The sequence below is a fragment of the Mycobacterium marinum genome (assembly GCF_003391395.1).
Lineage (GTDB): Bacteria > Actinomycetota > Actinomycetes > Mycobacteriales > Mycobacteriaceae > Mycobacterium > Mycobacterium marinum.
Genome location: NZ_CP024190.1, coordinates 367,316 through 385,840 on the forward strand (window position 1 = coordinate 367,316; position 18,525 = coordinate 385,840).

Genomic DNA, 18,525 nt, shown 5'->3' on the forward strand with positions numbered 1-18,525 from the left:
ATAAGTTGCCATGACGAAAGCCGCGCTCGTGCGCCTCGACGATCTGTCCCGGCCCCGGTTCAGCGCCGAGGCTCAGCAGATCCTCGACATGATGGCCGCCCTCGCCCCGGACTGTTCGTTGGATTCCGACGCGCTGCACGCAAAGGCCAGCGCCGACACCGGGCTGCACGATTTCGGCGACGACGACTACCGGGAAAGGCTCGACGTCTATCTGGCCGCCCTGGCCGAGATCGACGGGATGCAGCCGGCCGGAGTGGTCAACTTCTATGGGCAGCTATTGCAGCTGCTGAAGAACCGGCTGTTGTTGAGCGAACTGCGCCACCGGCATCCGGAGATCGACGACATCGAACTGCAACCGCCGGTGGTGATAGCTGGTCTGCCCCGCACCGGCACCACCCACCTGCACAACATGCTCGCGGCGCCGACCACGTTCCGGACCATGCCGTACTGGGAGAGCGTGGAGCCGTTTCCCCTGCGCCAAGAGGCGGGGGTGGAGCCGGACCCGCGGCGGGTCCGCATGGATGTGGCGGTCGGGGTCATCAACACCGTGATGCCGCACTTTGCGCTGATGCACGAGATGACCGCCGACCACGTCCACGAAGAGATCCAACTGCTGGCCAATGACTTCTCGACGATGCTCTTCGAAACGCTTGGCCACGTTCCCCGCTGGCGCGATTACTACCAGACCCACGACCAGACGCCGCACTATCAATACCTGGCTACCCAGCTCAAGGCGATGCAATTCCTGCGTGGCGGCCGGCGCTGGCTGCTCAAGTCGCCCCAGCATCTGGAACAGGTTCCGGTGCTGGATCGGGTGTTCCCGGGCAGCATCGTGTTGTTCACGCACCGTGACCCGGTGCCGGTGGCGTTGTCGATGCTCGCGATGATCACCTACTCGGCCCGGATGCACCGCTGGCCGGTCCCGGTCGAGCGGATCGCCCACTACTGGGTCGATCGCCTCGACCGGATGCTCGCCACACTCGTGCGCGATCGCGACACCATCGGTCCCGAGCGCTCGATCGATATCCGGTTCGACGACTTCATGGCCGACGAGGTCGGCGTCGCGGAGCGGATATATGCGCTGGCCGGCGAGCCATTCACCGACTCGGTGCGCACCGCAACGGCCGGCTACCTCGCGGGCCATCAACGAGGCCGGCTGGGCGCCGTGCAGACATCCTGCGAGATGTTCGGGCTGACCGAGGAGAGTCTGAGGGAACGCTTTGCGCCCTACCTGAAGCGGTTCCTCGGTTAGCCGACCGGGACCCGCCGCGTCCACTACCTTCTCAACACATGAGCACTCTTCCCGCCCTCGATGGTGTCGAGCACAGGTTTGTCGATCTCGACGGTGGCATCACCATCCATGTCGCAGACGCCGGCCCCGCCGATGGCCCGGCGGTGATGCTGGTGCACGGCTTTCCGGAGAACTGGTGGGAATGGCACGAGCTGATCGGTCCGCTGGCCGCGGACGGGTATCGGGTGTTGTGCCCCGACTTGCGTGGCGCCGGATGGAGTTCGGCTCCGCGCTCGCGCTACACCAAAAAGGAGATGGCCGACGATCTGGCGGGTGTGCTGGATCGGCTGGGCATCGCCTCGGTGCGCCTCGTCGCCCACGACTGGGGTGGCCCGGTGGCGTTCATCATGATGCTGCGCTACCCGGCCAAGGTGACCGGATTCTTCGGAATGAACACCGCGGCGCCGTGGTTCCCGCGCGATCTTGGCATGGTGCGCGACATCTGGCGGTTTTGGTATCAGATCCCCATCATGCTGCCGGTCATCGGCCCCCGGGTGATCGCGGATCCCAAGGCTCGCTACTTTCGGGTGCTGACGTCTTGGGTCGGTGGGGGATTCACCATTGCCGACGAGGATGTTCGCATGTATGTCGAACGCATGCGCCAGCCCGGGCACGCGGTGGCGGGCTCACGGTGGTATCGCACGTTCCAGAGTTCGGAAGCGTTGCCCTGGATGCGCGGCGAATACGCCGACGCTCGGGTTGATGTTCCGGTGCGCTGGTTACACGGCACCGAAGACCCGGTGCTCACCCCGCAGCTGTTGCGCGGATACGAGGACCGCATCAGCGATTTCGAGGTCGAGTTCGTCGACGGGGTGGGCCATTGGATCGTCGAGCAGCGGCCGGATCTGGTACTGGACCGGCTGCGCGCGTTCCTTCGTATCGAGACTTAAACCGTTGCGCCACTTCTCGGCGCGTCGTGTGCGTGGTTTAAGTGTCGTGGAGGCGCGTGCTCGTCAGGGCTGGACCAGGATGCGGATCGGGTTGCCGTCCTGGCGTTCCAGCTTCTCGATACCCAACGGCAGGTCTTCAAGCGGGACGATCTCGCTGATGGAGCGCGAGAGATCCAGGCGCCCAAGTGAAACCAGCTTCGCCAGGGTTTCGATGTCGACGTTCTGGTAGCCGAGGTGACCGAGTACCTGCTTGTGGGTCAGCCCGAACATCGAGGTGGGGCCGACGGTCGGTGATTCGGCACTCATGCCAACACCGACCAGCCGGCCTCCGGCGGTCAGCGATCCGAGCGCCTGCTCGAAGGTGGCTTTGAGGCCGACCGCGTCGAACGCCACGTCGAGCATGCGGCCGCCGGTGATCTCGGCGAGCTTGTCGTGCAGTTGGTCGTCGCGGGAGTCGAAGGCGTAGTCGGCGCCTAGTTCTAGCGCACGGTCGAGCACCACGGGATTGATGTCCAAGGCGATCACCGGCACCGCGCCGACCAAACGGGCCAGTTGCACGATGTGGGTTCCGACACCGCCCACGCCCCACACCCCGACCGATTCCCCGACGGCCACTTTGCCGGTCCGCACCACCGCACCGAACGGTGTGGACACCGCATCGGCCAGAATCGCGGCTTGGTCGAGCGAAACGTTGTCGGGCACTCGGGTCAGACCGGCCGCCTGTGCCACGGTGTACTCCGCCCACGCCCCGTCGTAAGCGAACGCCATCAGCTGGATCCGCAGGCAATTCACGGTGTCGCCGCGGCGGCAGTTCGGGCAGCTCTGGCACGGCCGGCCGGCGGCCACCACAACGCGGTCGCCCTCCGACCAGCCGTCCACCTCGGGGCCGAGTTTGGCTATGGTGCCCGACGCCTCGTGTCCCTGGGTCACCACCGGTGCCTGGGTGGGGAAGGTGCCATTGATCAGACTCAGATCGGAGTGGCAGATCCCGCAGTAGGCCACTTTGACCAGGACCTCGCCCGGCCCCGGCTCCGGTATCGGAACATCTTCGAGTACAACTGTTTTGGAATCGGCGTAGAAGCGCTCGGCTCGCATCGTGGCCGCCATGTCGGACTACTCGACCCCGATTGTGACTTCGGTGGACTTGATGAACACCGTCGCCGGCTGGCCGACCGCGAGGCCGAGGTCGGTCGCGGCATCCTTGGTGACCGAGGAGGTGATGACCTGGTCGCCGCCGTCGAGCCGCACCTTCACAACCGCCATCACGGCGCCGAGATCCACCTCGATGATGGTGCCCTTGAGCTGGTTTCGGGTCGACAGCCGCATCGTTGGGTCCTCCGTCTACTAGAGCTACACAGTCGGGCACCGAGCCTAGTGCCGTGGGCCGACCAATGCGATGGACGCAGCCACCGCCGGTTCGACGATTTCCCGGATGTCTCGTCCGTCCTCGACGGTCAGCGCGGTCAGTTCACGCAAACCCCCCAGCAGGATCACCGCCAGCGGCCCGGGCACCGCGGGCAAGCCGGCCCGCCGGAATCCGGGGCTGGCGCTGAGCTCGACGAGCAGGCTGGTCAGCAGGTTCATCCCGTGCCTTTGGACGGGGTAGGAGATGGGCCCCAGGGAGGGGAATTCGCGGATCCAGCTCAAGGTGACTGCCAGCCGGGATTCGATGTGGCTCACGTAGGCCTCGACGGCTTGGCGAATCTGGGCCTGCCAGTCCGCCTCGGGATCGACGGCCGCGCGGATCCGCTTGGCGAGTCGCTCGTTGTCGGCCCGTAGCAAGTCCAGGAAGCACTGCTCCTTGCTTTCGAACCGGTCGTAAAACGTGCGTTTGGAGGTTCGCGCGTGGCGCACGATGTCGGCGACGGTGGTGGCGTGGTAGCCACGTTCGCCGATCGAGGCGACCAAGCCCTCGAGCAGGCGCTGCCGAAACGGGTCGCTGTCCAGGGCCGCCGGGCTGCTAGCAGCTGCCGTCACGAGCGCGCCTCCTCGGTCGACCCGAACTCCTTGTCAGGACTGGTACCAAAGAGTACCGTACTAGAAAAGCGAGTGGTACACGGTGGTACCAACCCCGTTTCGGGGGCGAGTGTTGGGAGCGATACCCCCATGAATCAAGCGATCTCCGACGCACCGGCAGTGCCGGCGGTCAAAATGGCGCAAGCGACCCGAATTCCGAAGTTGTTACAGGGCCTGGCCTTTGCCACCTCCCGGCGGCGGATGATGGACTGGCTGAGCCGCCGCAACGGCGACGTTTTCGCACTCAACGTCCCGATCTATGGCCACATCGTGGTGGTCAACGACCCGCAACTGGCCAAGCAGGTCTTCACCGCCAGCCCGGAGGACCTAGGCAACATCCAGCCCAATTTGAGTCGGATGTTCGGGTCTGGCTCGGTGTTCGGGCTCGACGGGGACGACCACCGCCGCCGGCGGCGGCTATTGGCGCCGCCGTTTCACGGCAAGAGCATGAAGAACTACGAAACCATCATCGAACAAGAGACCCTGCGCGAAACCGCCAATTGGCCTGAGGGGCAACTTTTCCCGACGCTGCCCTCGATGATGCGTATCACCCTCAACGCGATCCTGCGCGCGGTCTTCGGTGCCGATGGCGCCGAACTCGACGAACTGCGCCGGATCATTCCGCCCTGGACCACACTGGGCTCACGGCTGGCGTCGATGCCGAAGCCGAAGCGGCGATACGGCCGCTTCAGCCCGTGGGGTCGGCTCGCCGAGTATCGGCGCCAGTACGACGTGATCATCGACAGGCTGATCGACCAGGAGCGGTCGGACCCGAACTTCTCGGATCGGACCGACGTGCTGGCCCTGATGCTGCGCAGCACCTACGACGATGGTTCACGCATGTCGCGCAAGGATATTGGCGACGAGCTCCTGGCATTGCTGGCGGCGGGGCATGAAACGACGGCGTCCACGTTGTCGTGGGCGTTTGAGCGGGTGACCCGCCACCCTGATCTGCTGGCGGCCCTGGTGGCCGAGGCGGGCGATGCCGGACAGGCCGAAAATGCGGGGGGCGAGCTACGCCAGGCCACCATCCTGGAAGTGCAGCGAGCCAGGACGGTCATCGATTTCGCGGCCAGGCACGTCTATGCGCCGCAGTACCAGCTTGGCCAGTGGATGATTCCGCGCGGGCAATCGATCCTCGTCAACATCGCGCAGATGCATGCCAATCCCGACATTTTCCCAGACCCGCAGCGCTTCGATCCGCAGCGTTTCATCGGTGGTAGACCGTCCACCTTCGGGTGGATCCCGTTCGGTGGCGGAACCCGGCGGTGCGTGGGTGCCGCGTTCGCCAACATGGAAATGGACGTGGTGCTGCGAGCGGTGCTGCGCAACTTCACCATCGAACCGACCACCGCTGCCGGCGAGCGGCTGTTTTGCCGGGGTGTGGCCTACACCCCCAAGAACGGTGGCCGGATTGTGGTGCACCGTCGCTGATCCCGGGGCCGGGCTTCAGGGCCAGCGGCGCCGCGGCTATTGGCCGGCGGTGGCCCGTCGCGGCAGCTTCCACCCCGGCCGGATGAAGTGGCAGGTGTAACCGCTGGGGTAACGCTGCAGGTAATCCTGGTGTTCGGGCTCCGCCTCCCAGAAGTCCCCGGCCGGGCTTACCTCGGTCACCACCTTGCCGGGCCACAGGCCGGACGCTTCGACATCGGCGATGGTGTCCAGCGCGACTCGTTTCTGCTCGTCGTCGAGGTAGTAGATGGCCGACCGGTAGCTGGTGCCGCGGTCATTGCCCTGGCGGTTCGGCGTCGTCGGATCGTGGATCTGGAAAAAGAACTCCAACAGTGTGCGGTAGTCGGTGGCTTGGGGGTCGAAGATGATTTCGACGGCCTCGGCATGAGTTCCGTGGTTGCGGTACGTCGCGTTGGCGACGTCGCCGCCGCTGTAGCCGACTCGCGTCGCGATCACACCGGGCTGCTTGCGGATCAGGTCTTGCATTCCCCAGAAGCAGCCACCGGCCAGTATTGCCTTTTGCGGGCTCGTCATCGTGGTCCTCCTCGCCAGCCGGGTACTCCGGGTACCCCAGGGACCCAGGCCGTTCCCAGGCTACACTCCGGCGATGTGGTGTAACGGTGTCAGAAAGCTTGACGTGAGATCCGATGCCGGCCAAGAAATTCGCTTTTCCAGCAGATCGGTCTTGTCGTGAGTGGGCCGGAGTTTTCTCGCAGCGAACTGGCGGCGGCCTTCGAGAAGTTCGAGGACACCGTTGCCCGCGCGGCCGCGTCGCGGGATTGGGATGCCTGGGTGCAGCACTACACGCCAGACGTCGAGTACATCGAACATGCGGCCGGCACGATGCACGGCCGCGAGCAAGTGCGCGCCTGGATTTGGCAAACGATGACGACCTTTCCGGGCAGTCACATGGTGGCGTTCCCGTCGTTGTGGTCGGTCATCGACGAGTCCACCGGACGGATCATTCTGGAACTGGACAACCCGATGCGCGATCCGGGTGACGGCAGCGTGATCAGCGCGACCAACATTTCGATCATCACCTATGCCGGCGACGGCCAGTGGTGCCGTCAAGAAGATATCTACAACCCGCTGCGCTTTCTGCGAGCCGGGCTGAAGTGGTGCCGAAAGGCCGCGGAGCTGGGCACGATCGATGAAGCCGCCGCGAACTGGATGCAGCGGTACGGGGGCTCGCAATGAGTGCGGGGCCCAAACTCGTCATCGGCGCCAATGGGTTTCTCGGCTCGCACGTCACCCGCATGCTGATCGAGGATGGCGCGCAGGTACGGGTGATGGTGCGGCCCACCGCCAACACCCGCAGCATCGACGACCTGCCGGTCACCCGATTCCATGGCGACATCTTCGACACGGCCGTGGTGCGCGAGGCGATGCAGGGTTGTGACGACGTCTATTACTGCGTGGTCGACGCGCGCGCCTGGTTACGCGACCCGGCGCCGCTTTTTCACACCAACGTCGAAGGCCTGCGCAATGTCCTCGACGTCGCCAAGAACGCCGGCCTGCGCCGCTTCGTGTTCACCAGCAGCTATGCGACGGTGGATCGTCGGCATGGGCACGTGGCGACCGAGGAGGACCGGATCGGGTCACGGCGGGTCTCGTCCTACGTCCAATCCCGGGTTCAGGCCGAAGATCTCGTCATGGACTACGTGGCCCAACATGGACTGCCCGCGGTGGCGATGTGCGTCTCGACTACCTACGGCAGCGGCGACTGGGGCCGCACCCCCCACGGCGCCTTCATCGCCGGTGCGGTGTTCGGCAAGCTGCCGTTCCTGATGAACGGCATCAAGCTGGAAGTGGTGGGTGTCGACGATGCGGCCAGGGCGATGATCCTGGCCGCCGAACGCGGGCGCAGCGGCCAGCGCTATCTGATCTCCGAGCGGATGATCGCGTTGAAAGAGGTGGTGCGGATCGCGGCCGACGAGGCCGGGGTAGCACCGCCGCAACGGACGATCTCGGTGCCGATGCTCTATGCCCTGGGTGCGCTGGGCAGCTTGCGGGCGCGGCTCACCGGCAAAGACGCCGAACTCAGCCTGGAATCGGTGCGGATGATGCGCGCCGAGGCCGAGGTCGACCACGCCAAGGCGGTGCGCGAGTTGGGCTGGCAGCCGCGGCCCGTCGAGGAATCGATACGCGAGGCAGCGCGGTTCTGGGCGTCGATGCGCAAGAACACCCAAGGCGCCAGGACGGGACAGTCGGAGTAGCCGCGCGGGCTCGCGTCGCCCGAGCGGTGCGAACACCGGACCAAAGGTGGGAAGTCTGCAACGCCATCGAGCGTTGCAGACCAAAGACTCGGATCCGAGGAGGTACTGACCATGAGCCATCGAAAAGTTCTAGAGCCCTCGGCGGGGCACCCGATCACCATCGAGCCGACCAAGGGACGGGTTCAGGTGCGGGTCAACGGCGAGCTCATTGCCGACACCGCCGCGGCACTGGAATTGCGCGAGGCTACTTTGCCTGCGGTGCAGTACATTCCGCGTGCTGACGTGGTTGCCGACCGGTTGACCCGCACCGACACCAGCAGCTATTGCCCGTTCAAGGGTGATGCCAGCTACTACAGCGTGACCACCAGCACCGGCGACACCGTCGCGGATGTGATCTGGACTTATGAACAGCCCTATCCCGCGGTTGCCGAGATCGCCGGGCACGTCGCCTTCTACCCCAACAAGGCAGAAATCAGCGTCATACCGGATTAGCGCCGGCCGGGAACACCGCCGCGAAGGACTGGGTGTCGCTGTATTCCCGCAGCGAGACGATCAGCCCGTCCTTGGTCTCGAAGATGCAGACAAACGGGCTGTCGTAGCGCACGCCGGTGGCCGTCATGCCCTCGGACTGTCCCTCGATCACCACCGTTTCGCCCTCGTTGACGCAGCGCCGCAGGTCGATGTTGATCTCGAAGACCTTCTTGCGTTGTTCCACCGCGCGGCGCAGCGCATCCTTTTCGAACGCGCTGCGGGTGATGATGCTCCAGTAGGTGAAATCGTCGCTGAGCAGCGCGAAACCCTCGTCTAGATCCCCGCCCTCGCACATACTTTGCAGAAACATCCACGCCAGTTCTGCCTGCGGGTCATCGAACGGCGTCATCACGTAAGTCATCCTGTCTCGGAAGCCAGTTTGCGGTCAATTGACCGGGCCGTCGGAATACGGAGTTCTCAGGTGAAGATTGAGCGCACGGTCACGTTCGCTGGGGCCGCTGGGTTCGGGCACACCCTGGCGCCGCTTCGCCGCGGCCGCGGGGACCCGTGCTTTCGGGTCCCGGGGGACGGCACGATCTGGCGTACCAGCCTGCTGGGCTCCGGCCCCGTCGCCGCCCGGTTCAGCCGCTGCGCGCCCGATACCGCTCATTGCGAGGCCTGGGGGAGCGGCGCCGAGGAATTCATCGATCGGCTACCGGCGTTGCTGGGTGCCGACGACGACGCCGCGGATTTCGTTCCGCGGGATCCGACGGTTGCCGCCGCGCACCGACGGCTGCCGAATTTGCGGTTGGGGCGCACCGGACAGGTGCTGGAGGCGGTGCTTCCCGCGGTCATCGAGCAGCGGGTGCCCGGCGCGGAGGCGTTTCGGTCCTGGCGGTTGTTGGTCACGCGGTATGGGACCCCGGCCCCCGGTCCGGCGCCGGACGGGATGCGGGTGCCGCCGTCGGCGGATGCGTGGCGGGCCATTCCGTCCTGGGAGTTTCACCGCGCCAACGTCGATCCCGGGCGGGCACGGACGGTCGTGGGCTGCGCGCAGCGGGCGTCGGCACTGCAACGGCTTGTCACGCGGCCCGCGGGGGAGGCCCTGGCCGCGCTGACGAGCTTGCCCGGCGTCGGGGTGTGGACTGCCGCCGAGACCGTGCAACGCGCGTTCGGTGATGCTGATGCGGTATCGGTGGGGGATTACCACATCCCGAAGATGATCGGCTGGACGTTGCTGGGCCATCCGGTCGATGACGCCGGCATGCTCGAGCTGCTGGAACCGATGCGGCCTCACCGGCATCGGGTGGTTCGGTTGCTCGAGGCCAGCGGACTGGCGCGCGAGCCCCGCCGCGGGCCGCGGCTACCGGTGCAGAACATCCGCTCGCTCTGAAGATGTCGCGGCAGCCGTCGGGGCCCCATCGGGGCTCAGACGCGAAGACCCGGCAACCGGCGCCGATGTGCGGCCCAATCCCGCGGTGTCGCGTCAGTTTCCGCGGTCGGCGGCCCTGGCTGCGCGTTCGGCTTCGGCGGTTTCGCGATTGAGCCGTTGCGCTTCGTAGATGGTGACGTTGGTGCGAGACATCAACAGCGATGCGATCCCGACCGCGAGGATGGCCCCGGGCACCACCGAGAAGGAGCCGGTCATTTCCGCGACCATGATCATGACGGCCAGTGGGGCACGTGAGACGCTGCCGAAACAGGTCATCATCGCCACGACGACGAAGATTCCCGGTGCGTCTGGCACACCGGGCAGCCCGGTTAGCTCGCCCAGTCGCCAGATCGCGGCTCCCACGAAGGCGCCGATGACGATTCCCGGGCCGAACAACCCGCCGGAGCCACCGGTTCCGATCGACAGGGAGGTGGCCAGGATCTTGGCGACCGGCAAGACGATGATGATCCACAACGGGATTGCCATGAGTGCATTGCGATCGGCCGCCAGCTGCGCCCAGCCGTAGCCACTGCTCAAGATCTGGGGAATCAAGAGTCCCATCAGCCCGACCAGCAGTCCGCCGACCGCCGGCTTGATGACCGGACCACCGGGCAGGCGGTGCGCAAGTCCCACCGACGCGTGAAACACCCGCGCGTACAGGTAGCCGATGGCCGCGGCGACCACCCCGATCACCACGAACCACAGCAGGGGCCAGGCCTTTTCGAAGCGATACTCGGCGTCGATGTAGCCGAACAGGGGGTCGAAACCCATGAACGCGCCCAGCACCGCGTACGCCGTGCCGGAGGTGATGAAACCGGGCAACAGACTGCGGTAGTCGAAGTCATCGCGGTAGGTGATCGATGCGGCCAGCACCGCTCCGCCCAGCGGCGCGGCGAAGATAGCGCCGATGCCCGCACCGATACCGAGGGCCACCGCGGTCCGGCCGTCCTCGTCGGATAGGCCCAACCGGCGGGTCAGAAAGGAACAGAAGCCGGCCGAGATCTGTGCGGTGGGGCCTTCCCGGCCACCTGAACCACCCGATCCGATGGTCAGCGCGCTGGCCACCATCTTCACCAGGACCGCCCGGCTGCGGATGCTGCGGGGATTGGTGTGTACCGCCTCGATGGCCTCGTCGGTGCCATGCCCGGTGGCCTCCGGCGCGAATCTGGCCACGATGAATGCCGAGAGCAGCGCACCACCGGTGGTGATCAGCGGAATCGCCCAGGGGCGCACGAAACCGCTGGAGCCGTGGCTGCCGCCCTCCCCGACCGGCGTCGGGATGTGGTAGTCCGCAAGGTAACCGAGCAGAAACTCGCCGGTGTATTTCAGCGCGAGATAGAAGACCACCGCGCCAAGCCCGGCGATCCCACCGATCGTGATGCCCAACAGGAACCATTTTTGTAGGTAGCCGGCATTCCTGATCGAGGCGCCGAATCTCCCGCCGGCGGCGGCGGGAGACACCTCTGTTGACTCGTTGGGGTTTGGTTTCTGGTCGCTCACAGCACGGCCCTGACAAGCATTTGGCCATCCTATGACAGACCGGAATAAGCGGACTCTAGTCCGGTTATACCGGTAGTCGTTTGAATAGGAGGTAGTGATGCCCGCTGTTACCGCAGACACGCTCACGTTGCCCCGGGTGCGTCCGCCCCGGCCCGTCGACACGGAGCGTCCGGTCCGTTCGATCACATCCGGCCCGCGCGGCTACGAGGGTGAGGGATTCCCGGTGGTCCGGGCCTTTGCGGGGGTCGGCATGGCCGCCCTGGACCCGTTCGTGCACATGGACCAGATCGGCGAAGTGGAGTACGAGCCGGGAGAGCCTCGGGGCACCGACTGGCATCCGCACCGAGGGTTCGAGACGGTCACCTACATGATCGACGGGAAACTCGCGCACCAGGACTCTCATGGCGGCGGAGGCCTGATCACCGACGGTGCGACGCAATGGATGACGGCCGGATCGGGCATCCTACATATAGAAACACCACCTGTCGATACCGTCTTGCGCGGCGGAACGTTCCACGGCATTCAGCTGTGGGTGAATCTGCCGCGGAAAAGGAAGTTCACGCCACCGCGCTACCAGGCCATCGAAGGCGGCGACGTTGAGCTGCTCGCGTCCGCGGATGGTGGGGCTCTGGTTCGCCTTATCGCCGGCGAGATCGACGGCCATCGCGGGCCCGGAATCACCCATACGCCGATCACCCTCGCGCATGCGACTGTCCACGCTGGTGCTCAGCTGAACATTCCATGGCAGCGTGATCTAAATTCGCTGGTGTACGTTCTGGCCGGCCGTGGCGCGGTGGGGCCGGCCGGCCACCCAATTCACCAGGGGCAACTGGCGGTCATGGGTGCCGGGGACCGGATTACCGTCGTCGCCGACTCTGTGTCGGACAAATATCGTGGTACGGCTCTTGAGCTGCTCATCTTGGGCGGTCGCCCGATCCGGGAACCGGTCGTTCACTACGGGCCGTTTGTGATGAATTCCAAGGCCGAAGTGATCGAGGCCTTCGAGGATTATCAATCTGGGAAGTTCCGTAGCATCCCGGCGAACGCGCTGGAGCCGCATCGTGGCGGTGGCACACTCGAGTGATGCAGTTAACGGCCAGCCGAGGTCCAGGCCGTCCCCCCGCGGCGAAAGCTGACGACACCCGCCGGCGCATCGTTGGTGCTGCCCGCGAAGTGTTCAGTGAACGCGGATATGACGGGGCGACGTTCCAGGCGATTGCTATCAGCGCCGATTTGACCCGGCCAGCGATCAATCACTACTTCGCCAGCAAGCAGGCTCTGTATCGCGAAGTGGTGGTTCAGACCAACGAACTGGTCGTCGCCGCCGGTGTTGAACGGGCTCGCTCGGTGCAGACCCTGCTGGGGCAGCTGTGCGCGTTCGTGATGGTGGCGAAGGAGGCCGATGCCTCCCATCCTGCCACCACGGCGTTCCTGGCCACGGCCGTGCTCGAATCGCAGCGTCATCCGGAATTGCGGCGCAGTGACCACGACGCGGTCGCGGCCACCCGTGAATTTCTGGACACCGCCGTTCGCGATGCGATCCAGCGGGGGGAACTCGAGGCGGGGGTTGACGCGTCTCAGTTGGCGGAGGCGTTGTTGGTCCTGCTGTGCGGCGTGGGCTTCTATGCCGGGTTTGTGGGCAGCTACCGGGACATGGAAAACATCCTGGACACGCTGTGCAAGATGATGGCCGGCACGCTGTGGAAGCCGCGGTCCTAGCGGAGCGGTCGCAGGCGTAATTGCTGGATTACTGGCCAATTAGCGGTGTCGGCCCAGTTGTAGCCCCCAACGGTGGATCGGCTTGCCGTGACCTGGGCCACACAGAGTATAGGTTGCCTAACTTACTAGGTAGCATGGTTTGGTCATGACAGAACTTGATGAGGTCGACTCCCTGCGTAGTGATGGTGACAGCTGGACCGTCACCGAAAGTGTTGGCGCGACCGCATTGGGCGTCGCCGCCGCCCGGGCGGTCGAGACGGCCGGTGCCAATCCCCTGATTCGCGACGAGTTCGCCCCGATCCTGGTGTCATCGGCCGGCCCGGCGTGGGCCCGGTTGGCCGATCCCGACATCGGCTGGCTCGATGACGACCCGCACGGGCAACGCCTGCACCGGCTTGGCTGTGACTACCAAGCGGTGCGTACCCACTTCTTCGATGAGTACTTCGCCGCCGCTGCCGGTGCCGGCATTGGGCAAGTGGTGATCCTTGCTGCGGGGCTGGATTGCCGGGCCTATCGCTTGAACTGGCCGCCCGAGGTCGTCGTCTTTGAAATCGACCAGCCGAAGGTATTGGAGTACAAGGCCGAGATCCTGGAATCATACGGGGTGACCGCCGCCGCGACGCGACATGGGGTCGCGGTGGATCTGCGTGAGGACTGGCCGGCCGCGCTGCTGCGCGCCGGATTCGACCGGGACCGGCCGACGGCGTGGCTGGCCGAGGGCTTGCTGCCATATCTGCCCGGCGATGCCCAGGACCGACTCTTCGAGATGATCACGGACCTCAGCGCGCCGCGCAGCCGCATCGCCGTCGAGTCGTTCACGATGAACCTCACCGGCAACAAGCAACGCTGGAATCGGATGCGCGACCGGCTGGGTCTGGACATCAACGTCGAGGCGTTGACCTATCGTGAACCGGGCCGCGCGGACGCGGCCGAATGGCTGGTCAATCACGGCTGGCAGGTGTACAGCGTGAGCAACCGGGAAGAGATGGCCCGGCTGGGTCGGCCGGTTCCCGAGGACCTGGTGGACGAGGCGATCACGACCACACTGCTACGAGCATCACTCGAGATTTCGCGATAGAGCGGAGGACGCGATGAGCACAATGCGCACCCACGACGACACGTGGGACATCAGAACCAGCGTCGGCGCGACCGCTGTCATGGTGGCAGCGGCCCGGGCCGTCGAAACCAGCAAGCCCGAGCCGCTGATCCGCGACCCGTACGCCAGGATGCTGGTCACCAACGCCAATGCCGGGGTCATCTGGGAAGCGATGCTCGATCAGGAGATGGTGGCCAAAGTCGAGGCCATCGATGCCGAAACCGCCGCCACCGTCGAGCACATGCGCAGCTACCAGGCGGTCCGGACGAACTTCTTTGACACCTACTTCGCCGACGCCGTCGCGGCCGGGATCCGGCAGGTCGTGATCTTGGCGTCGGGGCTGGATTCGCGCGCCTACCGGCTGGACTGGCCGGCGGGCACCACCGTCTACGAGATCGATCAGCCTCAGGTGCTGGCCTACAAGTCGGCCACCCTGGCCGAAAACGGGGTAACGCCGGCGGCCGAGCGCCGTGAGGTGGCCATTGACCTGCGCCAGGACTGGCCGAGCGCCCTGCGCGCCGCCGGGTTCGATCCGAGCGCGCGAACCGCATGGCTGGCCGAGGGCTTGTTGATGTACCTGCCCGCCGAGGCGCAAGACCGGCTGTTCACCCAAATTGGCGAACTCAGCTGCGCGGGCAGCCGCATTGCGGCCGAAACCGCGGGCAACCACGCCGATGAGCGGCGCGAACAAATGCGGGAGCGATTCAGAAAGGTCGCCCAGACACTCGGCCTCGAACAAACCATCGACGTGCACGAGCTGATCTACCACGACCCGGACCGCGCGCTGCTCGGACAGTGGCTCAACGAGCATGGCTGGCGGGCCAACGCCCAGAACGCCTGCGACGAGATGCACCGGGTGGGGCGCTGGGTCGAAGGCGTGCCGATGGCCGACGACAAGCAGGCCTACTCCGACTTCGTGACCGCGGAACGGCTGTAATGCCGCGCACCGCCGACGATTCCTGGGACATCGCGACCAGTGTCGGAGCGACCGCGGTGATGGTCGCGCTGGCTCGGGCCGCCGAGACCGCCAGCGAGACCCCACTGATCCGTGACCAGTTCGCCGAGCCGTTGGTCTCCACCCCCGAGCTGGCGGCGGTTCGCGAACAGGTCGCCGCCTGGTGGGCGCAGACCGATGACGACGATGATCCCGACTTCACCGTCGACTCCCAACAGATGACCGACTATCTGGCCGTGCGCACCCACTTCTTCGATAGCTACTTCATCGATGCGGTAGCGGCCGGGATCCGCCAGGTGGTCATTCTGGCGGCCGGTCTGGATTCCCGCGCCTACCGGCTGGACTGGCCGGGCGGTACCACGGTCTACGAGATCGATCTGCCCAAGGTGCTGGACTACAAGGAACACACCCTGGCCCGCCATGGCGCCGCACCGGTCGCTGCGCTGCGGGCGGTACCGGTCGACCTGCGCCACGATTGGCCGCAGGCGTTACGTGACGCGGGTTTTCAGACGTCGCTTCCGACGGCCTGGCTGGCCGAAGGGCTGCTGCCGTTTCTGCCGGCGGCCGCCCAACACGCGCTGTTCACCGCCATCGACGCCAACAGTGCGACCGGCAGCCGGGTGGCCGTCGAGATGTTCGGGGTAGACGAGGACGCTCGCCGAGCGGCCGAAGAACGGGCCCAAAGGTGGGCCCGGCAGCGCGCCAAGCGCCAGGCCCGCGGTCAGGACACCTCGTTTGATCCCTTTGACCTGTGGTTCGACGACGAAGGCCAGCCCGACCCCGCCGATTGGTTCGCCGCGCACGGCTGGACGACGGATTCGGTCCAGGCGGGCGCGGAAGCCCTCCGGCTGGGCCGGACGGCGCACTCGCAGGAAGGACCGTTCGTCAACCGTTTCGTGACGGCGGGTAAGCCCTGACGAATCCGTCGGCCGTTGCCGTTGTGCGGGCGGATGCTCGGATCCGGCACGATCTTTCTATTGCTGCGCTGGCCGGGTGACTAGGATCGCGGTTATCACCGGTGTGCGACCACGCGACGTAGCCTGGGCACCGCCGGAAGGGAAGGACAATGATGACCACCGAATCGGTTGCAGCCAAAGCTCAGGAGCGCGGAGCAAACGGAGCCGGCGGAGTTCGAGCCCCGTCCGACGATTCCAAGCCAACCGATGTCGGTGCCACCGTCGCCCGGCTACGCCAGACGTTTGCCTCCGGGCGGACCCGCAACGTGCAGTGGCGCAAGCAGCAACTGCTGCAGCTGCAAAGGTTGATGGAGGAAAACGAAGACGCCATCACCAAAGCGCTGGTTGAGGATCTGGACCGCAACCCGGTAGAGGCGTTCATCGCCGACATCGCAACGACCATCGCCGAAGCGAAGTACGCGGCCAAGAAGGTACGCAAGTGGATGCGGCGCAAGCACGTCTTGCTCGAAGCGCCGCAGTTGCCCGGCCGGGGTTGGGTGCAGTACGAGCCGTACGGCACCGTGCTGATCATCGGCGCCTGGAACTATCCGTTCTATCTGACGCTGGGTCCGGCGGTCGGTGCGATCGCGGCCGGCAACACCGTCGTTCTCAAACCCTCCGAAATCGCCGAGGCATCGTCGCGTTTGATGGCCGAATTGGTGCCTCGCTATCTGGACCGTGACGCGATTGCGGTGATCGAAGGCGACGGCGCGGTGAGCCAGGAGCTGATTGGGCAGGGCCTAGATCGGGTGATGTTCACCGGCGGCACCGAGATCGGCCGCAAGGTCTACGAAGGCGCCGCGCCGCATCTGACCCCGGTCACCCTTGAACTCGGCGGCAAGAGCCCGGTGATCGTCGCCGCCGACGCCGACATCGATGTCGCGGCCAAGCGGATCGCCTGGATCAAACTACTCAACGGCGGCCAGACCTGTGTTGCTCCCGACTACGTGCTGGCTGACGCAACGATTCGGGACGAACTCGTGGGCAAGATCGGCGCCGCCGTCACCAAGTTCCGCTCCCAAGACGACCCCGACGGGCTGCGGATCGTCAACCGGCGCCAGTTCGACCGGTTGAGCGGCTACATCGCGGCGGCCGAATCCGAAGCCAAGGCCGGGGGTAAGTGCAAGGTTGAGGTGGGCGGCAAGTGCACGGCGGAGAGCCTGCGTATTCAGCCGACCGTGGTCGTCGACCCCGATCCGAGCGGTCCGGTGATGACCAACGAGATCTTCGGGCCGATCCTGCCGGTGCTTACCGTCAAATCGCTGGATGAGGCCATCGGTTTCGTCAACTCACGGCCCAAGCCGTTGTCGGCATACCTGTTCACCAAGTCGCGCGAAATCCGCGAACGGGTGATCAACGAGGTGCCCGCGGGCGGCATGATGGTCAACCACCTCGCCTTCCAGGTGTCGACGGCGAAGTTGCCGTTCGGCGGTGTCGGCGCTTCGGGCATGGGCGCCTACCACGGCAAGTGGGGCTTCGATGAGTTCAGTCACCGCAAGTCGGTGTTGACCAAGCCGACTCGCCCCGACCTCTCCAACATCATCTACCCGCCCTACACCGAGCGGGCCTTCAAGCTGGCTCGCAGGCTGTTCTAGCCTGACGCCCATGCCCAACGGCTTCGGCCCTGGTGCCGGGCCGAACCCGACCGTGTCAACAGAGAGGAACCTGATGCCCGGAGTACAGGATCGCGTCGTCGTCGTCACCGGAGCCGGTGGGGGACTGGGCCGCGAATACGCGCTCACCCTTGCCCGCGAGGGAGCCAGCGTGGTCGTCAACGACCTCGGTGGGGCTCGCGACGGCACGGGCGCCGGATCGGCGATGGCCGATCAGGTTGTTACCGAGATCCGTGAGGGCGGCGGTCGCGCGGTCGCCAACTACGACAGCGTCGCCACCGAAGACGGCGCGGCGAACATCATCAAGACCGCGCTCGACGAGTTCGGCGCCGTGCATGGTGTGGTGAGCAACGCCGGCATCCTGCGTGACGGAACCTTCCACAAGATGACGTCGGAGAACTGGGACGCCGTGTTGAAGGTGCATCTCTACGGTGGCTACAACGTCGTCCGTGCGGCATGGCCGCACTTTCGCGAGCAGAGCTACGGCCGGGTCGTCGTTGCCACCTCCACCAGCGGCCTGTTCGGCAACTTCGGGCAGACCAACTACGGCGCGGCCAAGCTCGGGCTGGTTGGCCTGATCAACACCCTGGCGCTGGAGGGCGCCAAGTACAACATCCATTCCAACGCGGTGGCCCCGATCGCGGCCACCCGGATGACCCAAGACATCATGCCCCCCGAGGTGCTCGAGAAGCTCACGCCGGAATTCGTCGCGCCCGTGGTGGCCTACCTGTGCACCGAGGAGTGCGCCGACAACGGGTCGGTGTTCATCGTCGGCGGCGGCAAGGTGCAGCGCGCCGCGCTGTTCCAGAACGACGGCGCCAACTTCCAGACGCCGCCGTCGGTGCAGGACATTGCGGCGCAGTGGGCTCAGATCACCGATCTGTCCGGCGCGCAAAAAGCCGGATTCAAGCTGTAACT

General features: G+C 65.7%; 20 protein-coding genes. 14 read left to right on the forward strand and 6 right to left on the reverse strand.

Features of this window, described 5'->3' with window-relative positions; genetic code table 11:
- Positions 1-10 precede the first annotated feature (10 nt).
- Both CCUG20998_RS01590 and CCUG20998_RS01595 read left to right on the forward strand, forming a co-directional pair.
- The gene (locus CCUG20998_RS01590; RefSeq protein WP_036456922.1) at positions 11-1,252 is read left to right on the forward strand and encodes a sulfotransferase family protein; all 1,242 of its coding nucleotides are present in this window, start codon (positions 11-13) and stop codon (positions 1,250-1,252) included.
- Positions 1,253-1,290: 38 nt separating this feature from the next.
- Positions 1,291-2,181 (forward strand): alpha/beta fold hydrolase, encoded by an 891-nt coding sequence (locus CCUG20998_RS01595; RefSeq protein WP_020731424.1) that lies wholly within the window; start codon positions 1,291-1,293, stop codon positions 2,179-2,181.
- Between the two features lie 63 nt (positions 2,182-2,244).
- On the opposite strand, the gene CCUG20998_RS01600 is transcribed toward CCUG20998_RS01595, so the two are convergent.
- From CCUG20998_RS01600 to CCUG20998_RS01610, 3 genes are read right to left on the reverse strand one after another with little or no spacing between them, the layout of a single operon-like run.
- Positions 2,245-3,288, reverse strand: coding sequence for a zinc-binding dehydrogenase (locus CCUG20998_RS01600; RefSeq protein ID WP_012392326.1), 1,044 nt, complete (start codon positions 3,286-3,288; stop codon positions 2,245-2,247).
- A gap of 6 nt (positions 3,289-3,294) precedes the next feature.
- A complete protein-coding gene (locus CCUG20998_RS01605; protein ID WP_012392327.1) occupies positions 3,295-3,507 on the reverse strand; it encodes a TOBE domain-containing protein in 213 nt (70 codons plus the stop codon).
- Positions 3,508-3,552: 45 nt separating this feature from the next.
- Positions 3,553-4,158, reverse strand: coding sequence for a TetR/AcrR family transcriptional regulator (locus tag CCUG20998_RS01610; RefSeq protein ID WP_020731425.1), 606 nt, complete (start codon positions 4,156-4,158; stop codon positions 3,553-3,555).
- A 129-nt stretch (positions 4,159-4,287) separates the two neighbouring features.
- On the opposite strand from CCUG20998_RS01610, the gene CCUG20998_RS01615 reads away from it, so the two are divergent.
- The gene (locus tag CCUG20998_RS01615) at positions 4,288-5,631 is read left to right on the forward strand and encodes a cytochrome P450 (RefSeq protein WP_038578428.1); all 1,344 of its coding nucleotides are present in this window, start codon (positions 4,288-4,290) and stop codon (positions 5,629-5,631) included.
- 36 nt (positions 5,632-5,667) lie between these two features.
- Here the strand turns inward: CCUG20998_RS01615 and msrA are convergent, their stop codons facing one another.
- Positions 5,668-6,183, reverse strand: a complete 516-nt coding sequence (gene msrA / locus CCUG20998_RS01620) for a peptide-methionine (S)-S-oxide reductase MsrA (protein ID WP_012392330.1) — start codon at positions 6,181-6,183, stop codon at positions 5,668-5,670.
- Positions 6,184-6,339: 156 nt separating this feature from the next.
- Here msrA and CCUG20998_RS01625 point away from each other — a divergent pair, with 156 nt between their 5' ends.
- The 3 genes from CCUG20998_RS01625 (at position 6,340) to CCUG20998_RS01635 (ending at position 8,357) form a co-directional block, all read left to right on the forward strand.
- Positions 6,340-6,846, forward strand: a complete 507-nt coding sequence (locus CCUG20998_RS01625; protein WP_020731427.1) for a nuclear transport factor 2 family protein — start codon at positions 6,340-6,342, stop codon at positions 6,844-6,846.
- Positions 6,843-7,865, forward strand: a complete 1,023-nt coding sequence (locus CCUG20998_RS01630; RefSeq protein WP_020731428.1) for an NAD-dependent epimerase/dehydratase family protein — start codon at positions 6,843-6,845, stop codon at positions 7,863-7,865. The genes CCUG20998_RS01625 and CCUG20998_RS01630 overlap by 4 nt, the downstream gene beginning before the upstream one ends.
- 111 nt (positions 7,866-7,976) lie before the next feature.
- Positions 7,977-8,357, forward strand: coding sequence for a DUF427 domain-containing protein (locus tag CCUG20998_RS01635; RefSeq protein WP_020731429.1), 381 nt, complete (start codon positions 7,977-7,979; stop codon positions 8,355-8,357).
- Here CCUG20998_RS01635 and CCUG20998_RS01640 read toward each other — a convergent pair.
- Positions 8,344-8,745, reverse strand: coding sequence for a nuclear transport factor 2 family protein (locus tag CCUG20998_RS01640; protein WP_012392333.1), 402 nt, complete (start codon positions 8,743-8,745; stop codon positions 8,344-8,346). The two genes, CCUG20998_RS01635 and CCUG20998_RS01640, sit on opposite strands and share 14 nt — an antisense overlap.
- Before the next feature lie 72 nt (positions 8,746-8,817).
- Between CCUG20998_RS01640 and CCUG20998_RS01645 the strand changes: the two genes are divergently transcribed.
- On the forward strand, positions 8,818-9,729 hold the full coding sequence (locus tag CCUG20998_RS01645) for a DNA-3-methyladenine glycosylase family protein (RefSeq protein WP_020731430.1): 912 nt from the start codon (positions 8,818-8,820) through the stop codon (positions 9,727-9,729).
- 93 nt (positions 9,730-9,822) lie between these two features.
- Here CCUG20998_RS01645 and CCUG20998_RS01650 read toward each other — a convergent pair whose 3' ends face one another.
- The gene (locus CCUG20998_RS01650; protein WP_015354133.1) at positions 9,823-11,268 is read right to left on the reverse strand and encodes a chloride channel protein; all 1,446 of its coding nucleotides are present in this window, start codon (positions 11,266-11,268) and stop codon (positions 9,823-9,825) included.
- 97 nt (positions 11,269-11,365) lie between these two features.
- On the opposite strand from CCUG20998_RS01650, the gene CCUG20998_RS01655 reads away from it, so the two are divergent.
- The 7 genes from CCUG20998_RS01655 (at position 11,366) to CCUG20998_RS01685 (ending at position 18,523) form a co-directional block, all read left to right on the forward strand.
- On the forward strand, positions 11,366-12,352 hold the full coding sequence (locus CCUG20998_RS01655; RefSeq protein ID WP_020731431.1) for a pirin family protein: 987 nt from the start codon (positions 11,366-11,368) through the stop codon (positions 12,350-12,352).
- Positions 12,352-12,987 (forward strand): TetR/AcrR family transcriptional regulator, encoded by a 636-nt coding sequence (locus CCUG20998_RS01660; RefSeq protein ID WP_081651116.1) that lies wholly within the window; start codon positions 12,352-12,354, stop codon positions 12,985-12,987. The genes CCUG20998_RS01655 and CCUG20998_RS01660 overlap by 1 nt, the downstream gene beginning before the upstream one ends.
- 145 nt (positions 12,988-13,132) lie before the next feature.
- Positions 13,133-14,065 carry an SAM-dependent methyltransferase gene (locus CCUG20998_RS01665; protein ID WP_036456923.1) on the forward strand — a complete coding sequence of 311 codons (933 nt, stop codon included), beginning with the start codon at positions 13,133-13,135 and terminating at the stop codon, positions 14,063-14,065.
- Between the two features lie 22 nt (positions 14,066-14,087).
- Positions 14,088-15,020, forward strand: a complete 933-nt coding sequence (locus CCUG20998_RS01670; protein WP_085981891.1) for a class I SAM-dependent methyltransferase — start codon at positions 14,088-14,090, stop codon at positions 15,018-15,020.
- Positions 15,020-15,955 (forward strand): SAM-dependent methyltransferase, encoded by a 936-nt coding sequence (locus CCUG20998_RS01675; protein ID WP_012392340.1) that lies wholly within the window; start codon positions 15,020-15,022, stop codon positions 15,953-15,955. The genes CCUG20998_RS01670 and CCUG20998_RS01675 overlap by 1 nt, the downstream gene beginning before the upstream one ends.
- Before the next feature lie 149 nt (positions 15,956-16,104).
- Positions 16,105-17,589 carry an aldehyde dehydrogenase family protein gene (locus tag CCUG20998_RS01680; RefSeq protein ID WP_012392341.1) on the forward strand — a complete coding sequence of 495 codons (1,485 nt, stop codon included), beginning with the start codon at positions 16,105-16,107 and terminating at the stop codon, positions 17,587-17,589.
- A gap of 73 nt (positions 17,590-17,662) precedes the next feature.
- The gene (locus CCUG20998_RS01685) at positions 17,663-18,523 is read left to right on the forward strand and encodes an SDR family oxidoreductase (RefSeq protein WP_011742271.1); all 861 of its coding nucleotides are present in this window, start codon (positions 17,663-17,665) and stop codon (positions 18,521-18,523) included.
- Positions 18,524-18,525: the final 2 nt, after the last annotated feature.